Source organism: Cupriavidus pauculus (assembly GCF_008693385.1).
Lineage (GTDB): Bacteria > Pseudomonadota > Gammaproteobacteria > Burkholderiales > Burkholderiaceae > Cupriavidus > Cupriavidus pauculus_D.
Genome location: NZ_CP044066.1, coordinates 209,315 through 224,077, shown reverse-complemented (window position 1 = coordinate 224,077; position 14,763 = coordinate 209,315). Strand labels below are relative to the sequence as shown.

16 protein-coding genes are annotated in these 14,763 nt (G+C 61.7%); 11 read left to right on the top strand and 5 right to left on the bottom strand.

Annotated features, from left to right (window positions below; translation table 11 throughout):
- The 7 genes from FOB72_RS18130 (at window position 1) to FOB72_RS18100 (ending at window position 7,810) form a co-directional block, all read left to right on the top strand.
- Window positions 1-789 carry a hypothetical protein gene (locus FOB72_RS18130; RefSeq protein WP_150374129.1) on the top strand — a complete coding sequence of 263 codons (789 nt, stop codon included), beginning with the start codon at window positions 1-3 and terminating at the stop codon, window positions 787-789.
- Window positions 786-2,153 carry an ATPase gene (locus tag FOB72_RS18125; protein WP_150374128.1) on the top strand — a complete coding sequence of 456 codons (1,368 nt, stop codon included), beginning with the start codon at window positions 786-788 and terminating at the stop codon, window positions 2,151-2,153. The genes FOB72_RS18130 and FOB72_RS18125 overlap by 4 nt, the downstream gene beginning before the upstream one ends.
- Window positions 2,150-2,761, top strand: coding sequence for a hypothetical protein (locus tag FOB72_RS18120; RefSeq protein WP_223851549.1), 612 nt, complete (start codon window positions 2,150-2,152; stop codon window positions 2,759-2,761). Before FOB72_RS18125 ends, FOB72_RS18120 begins: the two co-directional genes overlap by 4 nt.
- Before the next feature lie 12 nt (window positions 2,762-2,773).
- The gene (locus FOB72_RS18115; protein ID WP_150374127.1) at window positions 2,774-4,579 is read left to right on the top strand and encodes an ATPase, T2SS/T4P/T4SS family; all 1,806 of its coding nucleotides are present in this window, start codon (window positions 2,774-2,776) and stop codon (window positions 4,577-4,579) included.
- A complete protein-coding gene (locus tag FOB72_RS18110; RefSeq protein WP_150374126.1) occupies window positions 4,576-5,811 on the top strand; it encodes a type II secretion system F family protein in 1,236 nt (411 codons plus the stop codon). The genes FOB72_RS18115 and FOB72_RS18110 overlap by 4 nt, the downstream gene beginning before the upstream one ends.
- Window positions 5,812-5,822: 11 nt before the next feature.
- Window positions 5,823-6,455: a type 4 pilus major pilin gene (locus FOB72_RS18105; RefSeq protein WP_150374125.1), complete on the top strand. Its 633-nt coding sequence runs from the start codon at window positions 5,823-5,825 to the stop codon at window positions 6,453-6,455.
- Window positions 6,456-6,520: 65 nt separating this feature from the next.
- Complete coding sequence (locus FOB72_RS18100; protein ID WP_150374124.1) at window positions 6,521-7,810, top strand: adhesin; 1,290 nt, start codon at window positions 6,521-6,523, stop codon at window positions 7,808-7,810.
- 50 nt (window positions 7,811-7,860) lie between these two features.
- Here FOB72_RS18100 and FOB72_RS18095 read toward each other — a convergent pair whose 3' ends face one another.
- The 5 genes from FOB72_RS18095 to FOB72_RS18075 all read right to left on the bottom strand — a co-directional run bounded on the left by FOB72_RS18095 (window position 7,861) and on the right by FOB72_RS18075 (window position 11,860).
- Complete coding sequence (locus tag FOB72_RS18095; protein WP_223851548.1) at window positions 7,861-8,676, bottom strand: hypothetical protein; 816 nt, start codon at window positions 8,674-8,676, stop codon at window positions 7,861-7,863.
- A gap of 98 nt (window positions 8,677-8,774) precedes the next feature.
- Window positions 8,775-8,972: a YqaE/Pmp3 family membrane protein gene (locus FOB72_RS18090; protein WP_150374123.1), complete on the bottom strand. Its 198-nt coding sequence runs from the start codon at window positions 8,970-8,972 to the stop codon at window positions 8,775-8,777.
- 111 nt (window positions 8,973-9,083) lie between these two features.
- Window positions 9,084-9,437 carry a hypothetical protein gene (locus FOB72_RS18085; protein ID WP_223851547.1) on the bottom strand — a complete coding sequence of 118 codons (354 nt, stop codon included), beginning with the start codon at window positions 9,435-9,437 and terminating at the stop codon, window positions 9,084-9,086.
- Between the two features lie 12 nt (window positions 9,438-9,449).
- Entirely contained in the window at window positions 9,450-10,625 is a 1,176-nt protein-coding gene (locus FOB72_RS18080; protein WP_150374122.1) for a FlhC family transcriptional regulator, read from the bottom strand.
- 11 nt (window positions 10,626-10,636) lie between these two features.
- Complete coding sequence (locus tag FOB72_RS18075; RefSeq protein WP_150374121.1) at window positions 10,637-11,860, bottom strand: hypothetical protein; 1,224 nt, start codon at window positions 11,858-11,860, stop codon at window positions 10,637-10,639.
- 614 nt (window positions 11,861-12,474) lie between these two features.
- Between FOB72_RS18075 and FOB72_RS18070 the strand changes: the two genes are divergently transcribed.
- The 4 genes from FOB72_RS18070 to ssb all read left to right on the top strand — a co-directional run bounded on the left by FOB72_RS18070 (window position 12,475) and on the right by ssb (window position 14,668).
- Window positions 12,475-12,780, top strand: coding sequence for a hypothetical protein (locus tag FOB72_RS18070; protein ID WP_150374120.1), 306 nt, complete (start codon window positions 12,475-12,477; stop codon window positions 12,778-12,780).
- A 99-nt stretch (window positions 12,781-12,879) separates the two neighbouring features.
- Window positions 12,880-13,302 (top strand): hypothetical protein, encoded by a 423-nt coding sequence (locus FOB72_RS18065; RefSeq protein ID WP_150374119.1) that lies wholly within the window; start codon window positions 12,880-12,882, stop codon window positions 13,300-13,302.
- Window positions 13,303-13,309: 7 nt separating this feature from the next.
- Window positions 13,310-14,098 carry a hypothetical protein gene (locus FOB72_RS18060; protein WP_191002261.1) on the top strand — a complete coding sequence of 263 codons (789 nt, stop codon included), beginning with the start codon at window positions 13,310-13,312 and terminating at the stop codon, window positions 14,096-14,098.
- A 9-nt stretch (window positions 14,099-14,107) separates the two neighbouring features.
- On the top strand, window positions 14,108-14,668 hold the full coding sequence (gene ssb / locus FOB72_RS18055) for a single-stranded DNA-binding protein (RefSeq protein WP_150374118.1): 561 nt from the start codon (window positions 14,108-14,110) through the stop codon (window positions 14,666-14,668).
- Window positions 14,669-14,763 lie beyond the last annotated feature (95 nt).

Below are 14,763 nucleotides of genomic sequence, written 5' to 3'. Positions count from 1 at the left end.
ATGCTGGCTATCCGAACGCTTCTCTCTGACGCGCTGGCGTTGTATCGCCGCTATCCGCTTGTGGCGATCCTGACGTGCTTGCCGGGCCTTTCGTTGGTCCTCATACAACATGTTGAGGATATGGTTGGTGTGGCCGTGGTGTCGGCCGTGTTGACACTGATTGGCCAAGGGATCTTATCTATCTTCGGCCTGTCGCTTGAGCAACGGATGTTGGCCACGACCGACCGCACCTGGACGGTTCAGGTCCACGGGATGGATGTCGGGGTGATCTCAGACGTCGAATACGCCTCGTTGCGTCATCACGCAGCCTTCTCGGGCGCAAACTATCTGCGCCAAATCGCGAACCTTTGCGAGATGGCCTTCAACTCCGTCCGTTTAATGACGCGGGCCATTCCGTTCCTTGCATTCTGGATCGTGATTGGTGGCCTGCTTCTCGACACAGTTACAGCGCTGGCCCTAGCGCGTAAGCTTTGGGCGCTAGCTCAGACGTCCCCGGAGTCATTCGCTTATGCAATGGCTAAGGGCCTTGTGCTGGTGGTCGCATGGGGTGCTGTGATCTACGGCATGTTCATGCCGAACGCGATTGGGTTCTGCAACCAGTTTCGCGCGGACTTGGAGCACTTCCTGTGCCATCGACTGAATCTACCGACGACAGCGCGCGTGGATCTCTTCAGCCCCGACGGTACTAGGCGCGGTCCCGCAGCCGAGAGGGCTGAGTTCCGCTCCTTTTTGCGCATGCGCTTGTCGAAGGCGGATACCGACACCGTGTCGCCGGGAGTTGTCCGATGATCCTCGACGTCCATGGCAAGGCGATCGCTTTCGGCATGCAGTGGCGCACGCTGACCGGCAATGCGCCCGCCCCGGACCTCGCGGCCAAGGTTGCACGTGAGGTGAAGGCCAATCGAATCTGGCACGATGGGTCTGCCCTCCACATGGGCTACCTCGCGCCGGAGGATGGACAGACGAAGGTCAAGGACAAGCTGTACTCGGCCGCCGCCACTGTGGCGCGCATTCCGGGCCTGATGCCCAATGTCTTCTTCGCCTACCGACTCGAGCACGCTGGACAACAGGTCGGGTATCTCGTCTGCGGCGTCCTCAAAGGCCGCCCGCGCGTCGGCTTTGACCGCGTGATTCACGATGAGCAGGCGTTGTCCGAAGTCGTGGTGGAGTTTGCGCGTGTCGCGGGCGGCTCCTTCCGCCTTGCAGGAAACCTTCCTGAGCTCAGCCATCTGCTCGGGAACGTGCCTGGCCTCGCATTCTCCGCGCTGACGCTCGAGCAGCTGGCTGACGCGGCGGATTCCCATGCGGCCCTGCGCAAGCCAAGCTCGACGGCCATGAAACGTCGCGCAGCGGCGCTTGCCGTCCTGGCTGTCGTTGCTGCCATCGGCGGAAAGTACGGGATGGCACAGTACCGCGCGTACGAAGCCCGCAAGCATCCGCCTCCACCGCAGAAGAGCCCGGCCCAGCGCTACGCAGAGGACATCCTCGCGCGTGGCATGGCGCCGTCCGCACGGGCATCCGAGGCCGTGCCACGGTTCGCGAAATGGTTTGCCGACACCGACGCGCTGTTTGTAGGCGGCTGGAAACTGACCAAGGTGGATTGCCCGGCGGTCGTGACCCCGGCGGCGGCATGCTCGCTGACCTACAGCCTTGGCGAGGGTGCGAAGGAAAGCCCTCGCGGCGTCACCAATGCCACGTTCCTGGCTGCTTTGCCCGACGCATTTACCGCACCCGTCTTCTCGAAGGAAGACAAGGAGGTCGTGGTGCAGGCGGACGTGCCGTTCGGTAATGGAACGAAACTCGGGGCACTCCTTGATGCGCTCCCGACGTCGATGGCGCTGCGCACGGACTTCGGCTCGACGCTCCAGCTGCTCCGACCCGCCGCGACGAAGGCGGTGCTTGGTGATATCGCGCTCTTCGGGACCATCCCGGGCGAGGGCATGGCAGCGGTGCCCCAGGTCTACAAGAGCGCGCCATGGGAGATGGACGGCCCGCTGCGCAATGCCGGGGAGATCGCCACCTTCCCGCCAAACGTGGCGGTGTCCGCGATCAAGCTGGCGGTCAAGCTCGACGCTGAACCCACCATCCAGACATCCAAGTTCGAGATCAACGTGAAGGGCGATGCGTACGCCCGCGATGGAGCAAACCAATGAACCGCTTCGACATGACGCTGGCAACTATTGCGCTCGCGATGACCGCGACTTGCGCACACGCGGAGGGCGACAAGTCCGTCACCCGCGTGCTGCTCGAGAAGGACGCTCAGATTGCCGTGCAAAAGGCCGATCAGGAGCTGGCGAAGACCAACCCGGCCCCGGTGGTCGTGACGCCGCCCGCGGCTCCGAGCCGCGAGGCGCATTCGGTGCCGAAGACGGTGGCTGTCTTTGGTATCGATGGCAGCAAGGCGGGACTGCCGGTCACGCTTCGCAGCTACGTGAAGTGGGGTAACGAACTGTATGCGGCACGCGTGGGCGGAAGCGTCCGTGGCTACAAGGTGATCTCCATCACCGAGAACGGCACGACGTTCGCGAAGGGGAAGCAAACGCTGACAGCGGCGCGAGCGGACGACGAAGCCGTTCTCCTCGAGGAGCCCGCGCCGCGCACGGTGAACGCGGCGGCGCGCCCCGCGGAGCCGCTGCCCGGTCAGAACCCTGCAAACAATCTGGCCGCACCGATGCCGTTCGCGCCCTCGATGCCCGCGCCGGTCCCCGCGATGGCGCCGCCCGTCGCGCCCGCTTCGCCTGCCGCGCCTTCGGTAGGCTGAGGAGGAGCGATCATGCGATTCTTCGATCGATCGAGAAAGGCACTCGTGCCGGAAGCCTCCAGCGGGATCATGGTGCTATCCGGCAACGCCCCGGCGCGGCCGGCGGCGCCCGCCCGTGCCGAGCCGTCACGGCATGAGCCCGCCTTGCCGACGGGCAGCGCCGATGTAGCAGAGGTGCAGACCACAGATGAACTGCCTCCGTTCGTCCGGGCGCTGTATGACGATCTTGGCATGGCCCAGTCTCTGCGCCATCAAATCTGCCCGGTGCTGATGGAGTCGCCGGCAGACGGCGAACGGGGCAAGTTCGCCCTGATCCTGCTCGACGAGATGCGACATTCGGACTTCACGGACGAAATCGTACGGCAGGCGCGCCTGCGGTGGGATGCCGCCGAGCCGCTGTTCTTCGCCGCGACCCCACAGGTCATGACGGCTCTGTCTCGCGGCGTGGAGGGCAGCGCGCGGATCGATGGTGTCCAGACGACCAGTCTGCGCAACGCGAATGGGCTCTGGCAGACGTTCCTCGCTGCGGCCGAGTTCGCCAAGCGCGAGCAGGCCTCCGACATCCACTTCGAAGTGAAGGACAACAGCGAGTTGTCGCAGATTCGGTTCGCGATCGATGGGCACCTGGTGCTGCCGCCCGAATTTCGTGTCCGGACAGCCGACTTGCTCGACATGCTGTCGCACGTCTACCAGAAGGGTAAGGGCGGCTCGCATGGCGTCTTCAGCCGCGTGCTGCCGCAGCAGACCAGCATCCGGACTGCCGTCGATGGCGTCCCGATGGTGTTTCGGTGGGCGTCGATGCAAAGCGCGGATGGCCATGTGACGGTCATGCGGATGAATCCCGAGAATGCGACGACGACTCAGGTGGACTTCGTGAAGGATCTCGCGTTCTTCCAGCAGCAGGCGGACGTCATCGACCGCTGCACGATGCAGATGGGCGGGGGTGTGGTGCTTGTCGGCACGGTCGGCTCCGGCAAGACCACGACCGCGCACGCTGTCATGCAGCGCCTGCCGGGATGGATGAACAAGATGTCGATCGAAGACCCGGTCGAACTGATGGCGCATGGAACGCACCATTTCTCGGTGGCTCGCAAACTCGACGGCTCCAACCGTGCGGAAGATCCTTTCATCGTCGCGAAGCGCCAACTGAAGCGGATGAACCCGCATTTCGTCATGATCGGCGAGGTGCGCGACTTCGAATCGGCTGGCCTTTTCCGCGACGTCGCCGGCGCGGGTCTGCGCGCCATGACGACGGTGCACGCGCCGTCCGCCACCGCGGCGACGGACCGCCTGGCTGACAGCGAATTGCAGATTCCCCGCAGCGTGCTCGCGACACCCGGATTCGTGAACCTCTACGTGTATCAGGCGCTGCTGGCGAAGACGTGCGAGTGCGGTCATCACGGCGACGAAGCGAAGGCCATCCTCGGCGCGGCAAAGCTCCGCCAGATCGAGCGGCTGTTTCAGTTCGACGTCGAGGGCATCCGCGTGCGTCGTGAAGAGGGCTGTCCGAAGTGCCGCCGCGCCAATCTGCCCGATCTCAATGGCATCCGTGGGCGCGTCATGGCCGCAGAGATGTTCGAACCCGACGAGCTCGACCTCATGTACATCCGTGATGCGCGCGCTATCGAGTTGCAGGCGCATCAACGCGAGAAGCGCACCACCGGCTTCGACATTCCGGACTGCACTGGCAAATCGGTGTTCGAGGTCGCCATGTACCACGTCTTCGCTGGCACGGTCGATCCCCGGCAGGCCGAGCGGATTCTCTCGCTCGATGCCTATGAGGCCAAACTCAAGCGCATGAATGGAGCCCGCGCATGATGAACCGAATCAAAGAAGCCCTGGCGGCGTTCAAGCGCAGGAAGTACGCGGCGGCTTCGCAAAGCCTCAGCGGTGCAACCGGCCGCTTTCCGGACAAGCTGTGGTGGGCAAAGCTCGAGTTCTCGGCCAAGCGCGCTGACTACTACTACGACCTGGCCATGCGCATCGAGAAGATGCCGGGCGAGGCGATTGCGAACCACTTTGCGAAGGATGCCGCGCGCCGCGCGGGCGAGCCGCTGGGCCTGCTGGCGTCTCTCTGGCTCGCGCGCTATGAGGGTCTTGACGGTCAGATGCAGGAGTCTCGCCTCGCCGAGATTCTTCGCGGGACGGTACCGGACGAAGATCTCGCGATCATCGCGGTGGCCGAGCAGGGCGGTGACGTGAAGCAGGGCTTGTTCCGGCTGGCGGAGAACCTGCGCGCCATGAGCAGCGCCAAGTCCAACATCCTGCTCATGCTGGCGAGCGTCGGCATCACGCTGATCATTCTGCACGTCTATCTTGGCGCGATGGCGTTCATGGTCGCGCCGATGCTCGACCGCAGCTTCGCCAACCTGCTCCCGGTGGAGGCTTACGGGCCGATCGCGAAGGCGTTCCACGTCGGCACGACCTTCCTTCGCGAGTGGGGCTGGCTGGTGCTGATCGGCGAGGCCGCGGCGGTGTGGTGGGTCGTGCGGGCGCTGCGCCACTACACCGGTCCGTATCGTGAATGGCTCGATCGCAAGGTCATTGTCTTCGACTTCTTCCGCAGGTTTCAGGGCGCGCAGTTTCTGGCGGGCATGTCGGCCGTGACGCAGAACTTCGGCGGTGACATGAACAACCTGACCAACGCGCTGGAGATGATGCGCAGCAACGCCTATCCCTACCTGGCGCAACACATCCGCCGCATGGAAGCGATGCTCGAAGAGTCGCCCAACGCCGGCGGGAAGCTGTTTGACACGGGTCTGTTCGACCGCGACACGACCTACCGGATTCAGGATATCGCCGAGTACGAAGACGATCTGTCGAAGATGCTCAACACGGTGTCGATGACGGTCCTGGAAGCCGCGCCGCGCGAACTCGAGCATAAGGCCTCGAAGTTCAACCGCCGCGCATCGATCCTGCTCATTCTGCTTATCACGGCGCTCGCGTTCATGCCTGCCTTCATGGCGCGTGAGCTCAAGCAGAGCATGCAGACCAATGGCATTCGCACGCATCAAAAGAGTATCAGCCCCTCCCACCTCCCATCCAACTGATGACACGCAACATGGAAACCAATCGCCAAACTCATAACGACAGCCGCGATGCCGCGATCGCGGACAACGCCAACGCGCTCAGCACGGTGAGCCGTGCTCAACAATGGAAGCGCATCCGCATCAACCCGCGGCTGCGTGGCCAGCACGGCGGCATTCTTGACGAATACGGCTTTTACCTGCTGCTTGTCGCCTTCTCGCTCGTTGCCATCCTCGTACTGTTCTCCGGCAACTCGACTGATTCGCAGGTGCAGCAGTTCACGACCGAGCTCAACAAGGTGATGGGCAAGGTGAAGACGAACTATCGCGGGCGCTACGGCACGGTGACCATTGCCGCAGTCGTGGGCAACGGCACGTTCAAGGATCTGACCACGATGACGGTGGAGGGCAACACCGTGACGGTGCAGCCGGGCGGCGGCTCGCTGACGATCGCGCCGGGGAAGCTGCTGACCACCAACGACTCCGTCCAGTACACGATCCCGAATCAGCCTGATGCGGCGTGCACGCAGATTGCGGCGGCATTCCAGAGCAGCGCGGGCAAGATCGTCGTCAATGGCACGGCGATCAAAGATGTCGGCAGCAGCGTCAATATGACCGAGGTGCGTTGCAGCAGCGACAGCAACACGATCGATCTCTACATGTCCTGACCGATCACAACCGTCATGCATGACACGCCCGGCCGATGGCCGGGCTTTGGCATAGGAGAGTGGAAATGCTGATGTCGAATTACGCCCTGGGCCTCGCACTGAGCAGCGTGGGGCTGTTGGGATCGGTTGCGTGGACCTACGCCGAGGTGGAGGAGATCCAGTCTATCGGGACTGGAAACTACATGGCCAATATTGCGGCCGCGGCGAACACCTATACGTTCGAGGCCTTCACGGATCTCGCGAAGAGTCCCGCAGGGCCCACGAACCTCACTGTCGGCGGCAAGACCATTGGCATACAGAGCCCGCTTCACCCGACGGTGCAGGATCTGATCAACTTCGATCTGCTGCCGATCGGCTACTCGGATGTGAGCCCGCTGGGGTTGTCCTTCCGAATCGATCTGAAGCCGGCAAACTGCGGCGCGGACCTGAGCGCATGCTCGATCCCCGGACTGGTGTACTCGACCGCCGGCTACCGTGACGCGACGGGTGGCGTGCGGACTGACCTGCTTGGCCTTGCCGTCGCGAAAGCGGGGCAGGATGCGGGCGTCTCCTATGCGGAGACGCCGGCGACGATCACGGGCATGTCCGCCAGCTGGTCGGCCGTGAACCCGGTGGCGGGTCAGCCGTCCGGCGTGCTGGCAATGCGCACGGGCTCGAGCTCGCTACTTGCGCAGTCGATGAACCAGTTCTACAAGCGTGATGGCTCGCTGAACCTGACGGGTCCGATGGACGCCAATAATCAGGCGATGAATCGGGTGGGGAATTTCCAGTCGAATGGTTCGGTATCGGCCGCAGGCAGTGTCGGAGCTGGGGGCAATGTAACTGCAAATGGCAGCCTCATCGCTGACGGGAATGTTAGCGCAGGGGCGAATGTCAGCGGGAATGGAGTGTACGGAAACTACGTTCAGTCGAATGGCAGTGCCTACGTCGCCGGTGCGATGACCGCAAATCAGATCGCAGGCAATTCGATAGCGTCATACGGCAGCGTCTCGGCCGCAGGTTACATCACGGCGTCCGGTGCTCTCATCCCTTCGCTTGATCCGTCACAGAAGGTCTCGGAGGGCCAGGGGTGCGGAGATCCACAGGGTGCGATTCGCAGCGACCCTAATGGCAAATCGTTGTCATGTCAGAATGGGGTGTGGCGAGCCGCCAGCGGAGCCGGCCAAGGAACAGTCGTGGCAACTTGGAGCAAGCTGTCTATGAATAGCCAGCAATCCGGTTGGGGATTGTGCATCCTGTGGCCTGGCGGCCAAGGGAACGAAGCGAGCTTCGGCGCCTACGGACAACCGTGCCCTGTGGGGACCATTTCGTGGCTCGCCGGCTCTACCGCAAACGGGGGATCCAACGGCAACTAGGAATAAAAAAGCCGGCGTGAGCCGGCTTCCATAAGTCTTGCGGACATAGGTCACTGACACTTCAGCACGATAGTGCCGGCCACGTCGCCGCTAGAGGGAGTCGCCACCGTGTAGCCGACAGAGAGGTAGGGCGCTGCCTGGTCCGTTCCCATCGTTTCGGTCAGAAGCGCACCGCTAGCCGAAAGGTTAGCACCGGTGACCGCGACACCGGAGAAGGCCTTGGTCACATGGTCCGACCCGATCGAGAGGTCAATCGAAAGGGTGTCCACCAGCGGACCATTTAGATTGATAAGAGCGGTAGCGGCGTTGACCTTTCCAGCGGGGAAGTTCCCGGACACGGCGGTCGGAAGAGTCGCTGCCTTAAGAGTACAAGAGAGTGTCGCGGTCGGGCCTGCGACACGGGCCAGCGCGAGTGGCCGTCCTACCACGTAATGGGCGCCTTGATTCGCGCTGATCGTCCCGATGCCGGTCGTGCCATTCGTCCAACGCCCAATCGAATATTGACCGTCACCGCTTACGTCCGTGATGACGCCGGCCGTCAGGCTGAGGGCACTGGCAGTGTTGCCAGCGATGGTCTTGTAAGCGCCTTCGCCAGTGACGGCTTGAAGCGATGCAGGCGCGTTCGCGGTCGCGCCTGCTCGAGACGAGAAGCCGCTGGACGAGGCGTCCACAGGCACATAGACGAACGCCAGTGGGTCAGCCGACACAGACGGAGCGGTGCCCTGCACGGTGATCACCGGAGCAGGCGGAGCAGTATTGCCGGGTTGCTGAGCTGCCGGTGCATCGCCACCGCCGCTACCGCAGGCGGACAGTGCGAGAGCAGCCAGAGTGGTAAGGCCCGCGAAGGAGATCTTGTTCTTTTGCATGATTTCTTCTTTCTCAGAGTTTGGATGAGTGGCAGACCCGTCGGACTACCTGATTTCATCCTACAGACGGAGCGGCAATGTCAAGTCGTGCCAAATGCCTAGCGGCCGCGATTGTTGAGAGCGGCCTCAATCTTCTTATCAGTCTTGTACTGGCTCAGCGCGTAGGTGGACCAGATCGCCGCCGGAATCCAGCCGATAATGGTGCTTTGAAGGATGAAGCAGATGATCCCGGCGAACGGTCGCCCGATCGTGAAGAACTGGAACCACGGGAGCAGGATAGCGAGGAGCAGGCGCATCGTTGGGAAGTAACAAATTCGACAGGATCGCAAGGATACAAGAACCGCGACCGCTATTACAACGGCGGTCTGACGTCTATCCTTTACCCCCGTTGCGGGGGGTAAGGCTATCTAACGCGATCTATAAAGGGTGGTTCCGCAATGATTGCACCGGTGGTACTGGTACACATGAAGGAACACCTGGTGACGCCACATGCGGATGCTGCGCGATCCGCATTCGCTGCAGGAGACGCCGTTCGCCGTGGTGTGGCTCGGATGCGCCCTGCGGTATTCCTCGTAGGTGGGTAGCCGCTTGCGGTTCTGTAGAAAGCCGAACAAGAACAGTGCGAAGTACGAAAATAGGAAACAGAGCACCGCCCACATCCACGGATTCTTCCCGACTCTTTTCGCCCACTTGAAGGCGAAATAGCAGGGGAGCACGTGCAAGAACGCGATCTCGAGCATTTTCTTGAGTACGAATTCCATGGCTTCCCTCTCTTATTGCTTGCGACGGCGGCCGAGTTGTCCGTTCCCCAGCGCCCCGCTGCAGCCCGGGCACGAGAAGCTGTTGCTGAGCTCGATCTTGGGCGCTGTGTTGGCGATAAGGTAAGGGGTGCGGCAACTTCGGCAGGGGGCAAGGTCCAGCTGTGTGTCCGTGGACATCGATCGGCAGATGTGGCACGCCCGGTCTGCGGAGATCCGCGAATCGGGGCCGAAGAACTTGTCGAACAAGTCGTAGGCGGCAATGAATGCTTCAGGGACACTGCCCCCAAAGGCGAGACCGATCCGGTACAGCGTCACCATCATCGTTGCCTGCATGCGATGCAACGGTTGTTCGAAGTACCATGCTGTCGAGGTCGGCAGCTGACCCGTCGGCGAAGAGGCTCCATGAATTGACTGGAAGAGCTGGCGAGTCTTGGTCGAATTGATACCGAGCAGCGACGTGACCGTGGAGGCGCGACAGTATTGCCGGATCATCAATTCACCGTAGACCTTCTTCTTCAACGGGTCGAGGCGGAGGTTCGTCCAACTCTGGTTCGCCTCGATCCGATCGGCGCGGATGGGCACGGTGGCCAAGAAATGGTGGCCGATCGCATCCGAGGACAGGCGCGATGTTTCGAAGTCGATCCAGAAGCGCCTGTTGTCGAGGCACCAGCGGAAGATCGGGAAATCGACCTTCGCGATAACCATGTCGAGAACGTGCTGCGGCAGCGATCGAAGGTACTCGGCGAGCTCTTTGCTGATGCCGAGGAGCGGCGCAGCGAGGATACTCACATGCAGCAGCTCGACCATCAGCCAGATGTAATGGCGGTTGTTGAAGAAGAGGCGAAGCTTGTCGTCGTTGCTCCATTTGGGCAGTTGGTGGCGGAGCTTGTCCACGGCGACGGTGGTAGTCGTACCCTCCGTCAGACACTTCCAGTCGTGCACGTCCATGAGTGTCGGTACCACAACGAGGAAGGGCGTACCCATCAGGTCCCGTTGCGTTGCCTCGGCCTTCCGCAGCTTGTCGATATGCGCGCGATCAATGTGCAGAACGGCATCCAGCTGGGGGTGCGCGCTCAGCGCTTCGGCGAGGTGAGCGGTGAGATGGTAGTTGGCCGAACGAATGCGATCGCACGTCATTCGGGTCAATTGCAGGCGCTCAAAATCCGCCGTCAAAGATTGTTGTTGCATGGCAGGTCTGATCAGCGAGTTTGGAGGGCAGCGCGAATATCTGCGTGGAGGCGACCCACGATGCTGTCAAGCACCGTGAGCGTCGATTGGAACTGATCGACGCTGCCGTCCATCTGCACGGCCAGTTGCGTGGCCGCGAACGCCGAGACCGTCTTCTCAAACTGATCGACAAGCGTCGCGAGTGCGCCGTCGGCCTTCGCGCGACGATCCAGAACGCTAGCGCGGTCCTTGATCTCTTGTTCGATCCCGAGGCGCCGGTTTTCGATATCGGCAAGCTGGCTCCGTGCTGCTTCCAACTCCGAATTCTTCGCGGCCAGCGCCTCTTCGATCGTAGCGTAGCCGGGGGGGACAATCGGTACCTCCACCGTCTCGGTGCGCGCATTCGCGCGCGCGCTCGCTACGCGCTCCTGCAACTCCCGGGTCTCGCGCTCCAGATCCTGGATACGCATCTGCTGCATGCTCTGCGAATGGTTATGCCGGGTGAGTTCTTCGCGCACGTGACTCAGGGCATCGCGATCGGCATCGCGCTCCGCAGCAAGCCGCGATACTTCTTCGTTGAGCCGACGGATTTCGAGGTCTTTGTCAGCATTGTCCTGAACCGTGTTGGCAAGTTCAGAGGTTGCAATGTCCAGACGGGTGGACACATCGATGACCTGCTCGTGCTTTCGTCGCAGTTGCTTGATGAAGTCACGGATCTTCCCGCGGCGGTACGTTGGGTCGGTGTCCTTGAACTCGATGACAGCGTCGACTTCCTCATCGGTGTACTCGGCGGGCTGCAGGATCATCAGTTCGCCGGTATTGAGCTTGCTCAGTGCGCCATTGTGGTTCTGGAAGCGGACATACAGGCCAAGATACAGCTTCGCCTGGTTGGGCTGAAGCTCGAGCAGTTCCTTCGCGAGTTGATTGAACTTGGTCCAGCCACGCATCCGCGCCCCGCGCGTGTCGCCGAACTCCCCGATGACCGATTCCATCGACAGGTCATGAATGTTCTGCAACTCGGAGCCCATCTCGAGCAGCGCGCGCTCGATCTTCTCGCGCACCCGCCGAATGTTATGGATGGCGTCGCCAAGGCGGCCAAGCTGATCCTCGCTGAGGCTGGGGCCCATGATCTCGCGCAACCGAGCGTCCATGGAGGCCTGCAGGCGTGAGACAGGAAAATCTACGATATCGGCTTTCTTGGCCGACTCCGCAGGCGGCACCGATAGACCATCAAGTTTCTTCTTCTTTTCTGGCATGTTTCACTCTCGTTGATGAACATGACAACCAGCGTAGCGTTTGATTTGCGTTGTCAAGCCTCCGCAGAGATTACGAAACGCCCGGCCACAGCAGCCGGCAGAAAGCTACGTTTTTTCGGGCCCCTTTTTCGGAAGGCGGCCTTAAGACGGTTACATGTATGCGTCTTATCGGGGTGAGAAAGGACAGCTTTAGTGAGTTACCCCCAACTTACGGGATAGAGCTGCATAAAAAGAAGATCAGATCTAAGTAATATCTAAATCGTTTGTATCCGTTCTGAAGATACATTTGTTTCGTATTATGAAATCTACCGAGCATGCTCGACCTATTTCGGCAGAAAGACGTATGGTTTTGGTGAGCTTTCCGGGTTCTTGAGCCTCGAATCTTCGGCTAGGATTTACGGAACACCGCGTCCACACGCATCGATCAGCGCGAAGTTGGCTACGTGCCGCTCGCCCATTCCCTTCTTTCCCCAGCACCAGCGCCTTTGCGCCATGCCGCGGCATGACGCAAGTGCGTTCACGCGCGCAGTCCACGGGCTTCCTTGCTCATTGAGCATCGAACCAGCGCCTGACATCCGTCAGGACCATCCCTTGCAATGTTTCGGAGAGAAACCGTGGAATCCCTTGCTCATCTCGTCAAGCGCCCCCTGCAACTGCTCGTGCTCTGCATGGTGCTGTATCTCGCATCCCAGTCGTTTCCCGTCGGTGTATTCGTGACGGTCGTTGGGATCTCGTATCTGTACAACAAGGCCGTCAACAGCAGCCGCAGCATCCCTGCAGCACCGAAGGTATCGATGCCGGACTATCCGTCCAAGCCGAAAGCCGACGCGCCTCAACCGGAGGAGCAGCCCGAGCGCAAGTACGAACGCTCGGCAGTTGTGACACCGATTCGTCGAACCGGGACGGACAACCGTCCCTGATCCACCGCCGCCCGGTTCCCGGGCGGCCTTCTTCCACCTGTCGCGGGTATCCGATACCCGCCGGCAGGTGGGTCTTCGGACGCCCGTCCGGAGACCATCATGGAAACAACCAACGCAGGATGGCAACTGGACTTCTTCGGAGAAGCGACCGCCATCGTTGCTCCTCCCCCGACGGATCGCAGCCGGCGAGAGCCAGTCGACGAGTCGCTGCGCGAGCGCCTGACCGATGCGCTCATCGACCTCGCCTGTGGCAGCCGCCATGGCGTCAACATGCCCGAATCGCTGCTGGACTGCGCAAAGCTGTTCCGGGAGTGCATCCGTAACGAAGCCGTCGATCGCAAAGAGCTCTTCATGACGATCGGCTGGATTTTCGGGTTCTGGGATGGCGCCATTCCCTACAAGTACGTCTGCGACATCAGCGGCGTGAGCCCTGACGTCCTGCAAGACGTTGTCTTTGGTCACGCTCGCCTGACGGCTGTCCTCGAGGAGGTCAAGCGCCAGTGCTACGGCTCTCTATTATGAAATCCCCATGTCACTGCTCAATCTAATCAAGCAGGTCGCTGCCGCGCTGGTCAGCGACCGTGCTGAGCTCCAGAGCGACCACCCCTCGCCGGCGGACATGATCGCGGTCGGCACTGGCGCCGATAACGAGTTCCACATGCAGATCGATGGCATCCCTCATCTGTTTCGAGATGAAGGAGATCGCGTGGTGCACTTCGTGGCCGAGTTCGATCGTCGCATTCGCCACACCGCATTCGGTAACAAGCTACTGCCCGACGTCGTGCCGCGCTGGAGCAAGGTTCGCACCTACGATCAGCCTGGCGTCACGCCGCAGAAGGTCGCTGAAGACGTAGTGCGTGACGCGAGGATGCAATCGATCCAGCCCGCTCGAAAGAGCGCCCAGCCGGAGACGCAACCCAGTGGAGCGGCGCGCGATGAGTACGCCGTCGCGCAGCCTCATGTCAAACCGCGCGCTGCTGAAGCTTCCTCGTCCAACTACACAGTCGGAAAGCTGGTGGAGTGGGGCGAGATGGAGTTTCCCAATCGCAAGCCCAAGCCGGGCGGCAAGCCGACCTACACCTCGTTCGCCGTGAAGCTCGAAACCAGTGCTGGCGAGAAGGTGCTGCAGGGCGAAGGCCTCAAGGACGTCCTGGCCAGCGCCCATTGCGAGCTAGGCGAGCGCGTTGGCATTCGCCGGCTTCATAAGGAAAAAGTGCCGGCCTTCGATCAGAAGACCGGGCGTCCCATTATTGATCGTGCGACCAACCAGCAGAAGCTTTGGGACCGCTGGGTCTGGTCAATCAATCGCATCCACTGAAGGAACTACATGGCATCCGTCAACAAAGTCATCCTCGTCGGTAACCTCGGGGCAGACCCTGAAGTCCGCTACATGCCCAGCGGCGACGCCGTGGCCAACATCCGGCTCGCGACGACCGACCGCTACAAGGACAAGCAAAGCGGCGAGTTTAAGGAAGCCACCGAGTGGCATCGCATTGCGTTCTTCGGCAAGCTCGCGGAGATCGTCGGCCAGTACTTGAAGAAGGGCTCTTCCGTCTATATCGAAGGCCGCATCCGCACACGTAAGTGGCAGGATCAGTCGGGGCAGGACAGGTACAGCACCGAGATCGTGGCCGACCAGATGCAGATGCTGGGGGGCCGGGGTGGCCGGCCGGGCGATGACGACGGCGCCGATGCGGGGGCGTACGGCGGAGGCTCCCAGCGAGGCGCGGGCCGCGGCCAGCAGCGCCAGCCCTCCAACAGCGAACAGCAGTCAGCTGGAAGCTATGGCGGCGGCGGTGCACCGCGCGATGGCGGCTTCGGAGATATGGACGACGACATTCCCTTTGCGGCGCCCCTGGCGTTGGACGGCATTCCGTTCCGACGCTGATCCGGGGTTCGCCAACCGTTACACGTTCCTCCTGCTGCCGGTTTTCCGGTAGCAGTTCTTTCCTTCCTCCTGGCTGCCGTCCCGCAGCGCATCTC

Coding starts and splice junctions, on each gene's coding strand:
- FOB72_RS18100 (WP_150374124.1), top strand. CDS start 6,521: ATGCTGATGTCGAATTACGCCCTGGGCCTCGCACTGAGCAGCGTGGGG.
- FOB72_RS18110 (WP_150374126.1), top strand. CDS start 4,576: ATGATGAACCGAATCAAAGAAGCCCTGGCGGCGTTCAAGCGCAGGAAG.
- FOB72_RS18115 (WP_150374127.1), top strand. CDS start 2,774: ATGCGATTCTTCGATCGATCGAGAAAGGCACTCGTGCCGGAAGCCTCC.
- FOB72_RS18090 (WP_150374123.1), bottom strand. CDS start 8,972: ATGCGCCTGCTCCTCGCTATCCTGCTCCCGTGGTTCCAGTTCTTCACG.
- FOB72_RS18130 (WP_150374129.1), top strand. CDS start 1: ATGCTGGCTATCCGAACGCTTCTCTCTGACGCGCTGGCGTTGTATCGC.
- FOB72_RS18085 (WP_223851547.1), bottom strand. CDS start 9,437: ATGGAATTCGTACTCAAGAAAATGCTCGAGATCGCGTTCTTGCACGTG.
- FOB72_RS18075 (WP_150374121.1), bottom strand. CDS start 11,860: ATGCCAGAAAAGAAGAAGAAACTTGATGGTCTATCGGTGCCGCCTGCG.
- FOB72_RS18080 (WP_150374122.1), bottom strand. CDS start 10,625: ATGCAACAACAATCTTTGACGGCGGATTTTGAGCGCCTGCAATTGACC.
- FOB72_RS18065 (WP_150374119.1), top strand. CDS start 12,880: ATGGAAACAACCAACGCAGGATGGCAACTGGACTTCTTCGGAGAAGCG.
- FOB72_RS18095 (WP_223851548.1), bottom strand. CDS start 8,676: ATGCAAAAGAACAAGATCTCCTTCGCGGGCCTTACCACTCTGGCTGCT.
- ssb (WP_150374118.1), top strand. CDS start 14,108: ATGGCATCCGTCAACAAAGTCATCCTCGTCGGTAACCTCGGGGCAGAC.
- FOB72_RS18125 (WP_150374128.1), top strand. CDS start 786: ATGATCCTCGACGTCCATGGCAAGGCGATCGCTTTCGGCATGCAGTGG.
- FOB72_RS18105 (WP_150374125.1), top strand. CDS start 5,823: ATGGAAACCAATCGCCAAACTCATAACGACAGCCGCGATGCCGCGATC.
- FOB72_RS18060 (WP_191002261.1), top strand. CDS start 13,310: ATGTCACTGCTCAATCTAATCAAGCAGGTCGCTGCCGCGCTGGTCAGC.
- FOB72_RS18120 (WP_223851549.1), top strand. CDS start 2,150: ATGAACCGCTTCGACATGACGCTGGCAACTATTGCGCTCGCGATGACC.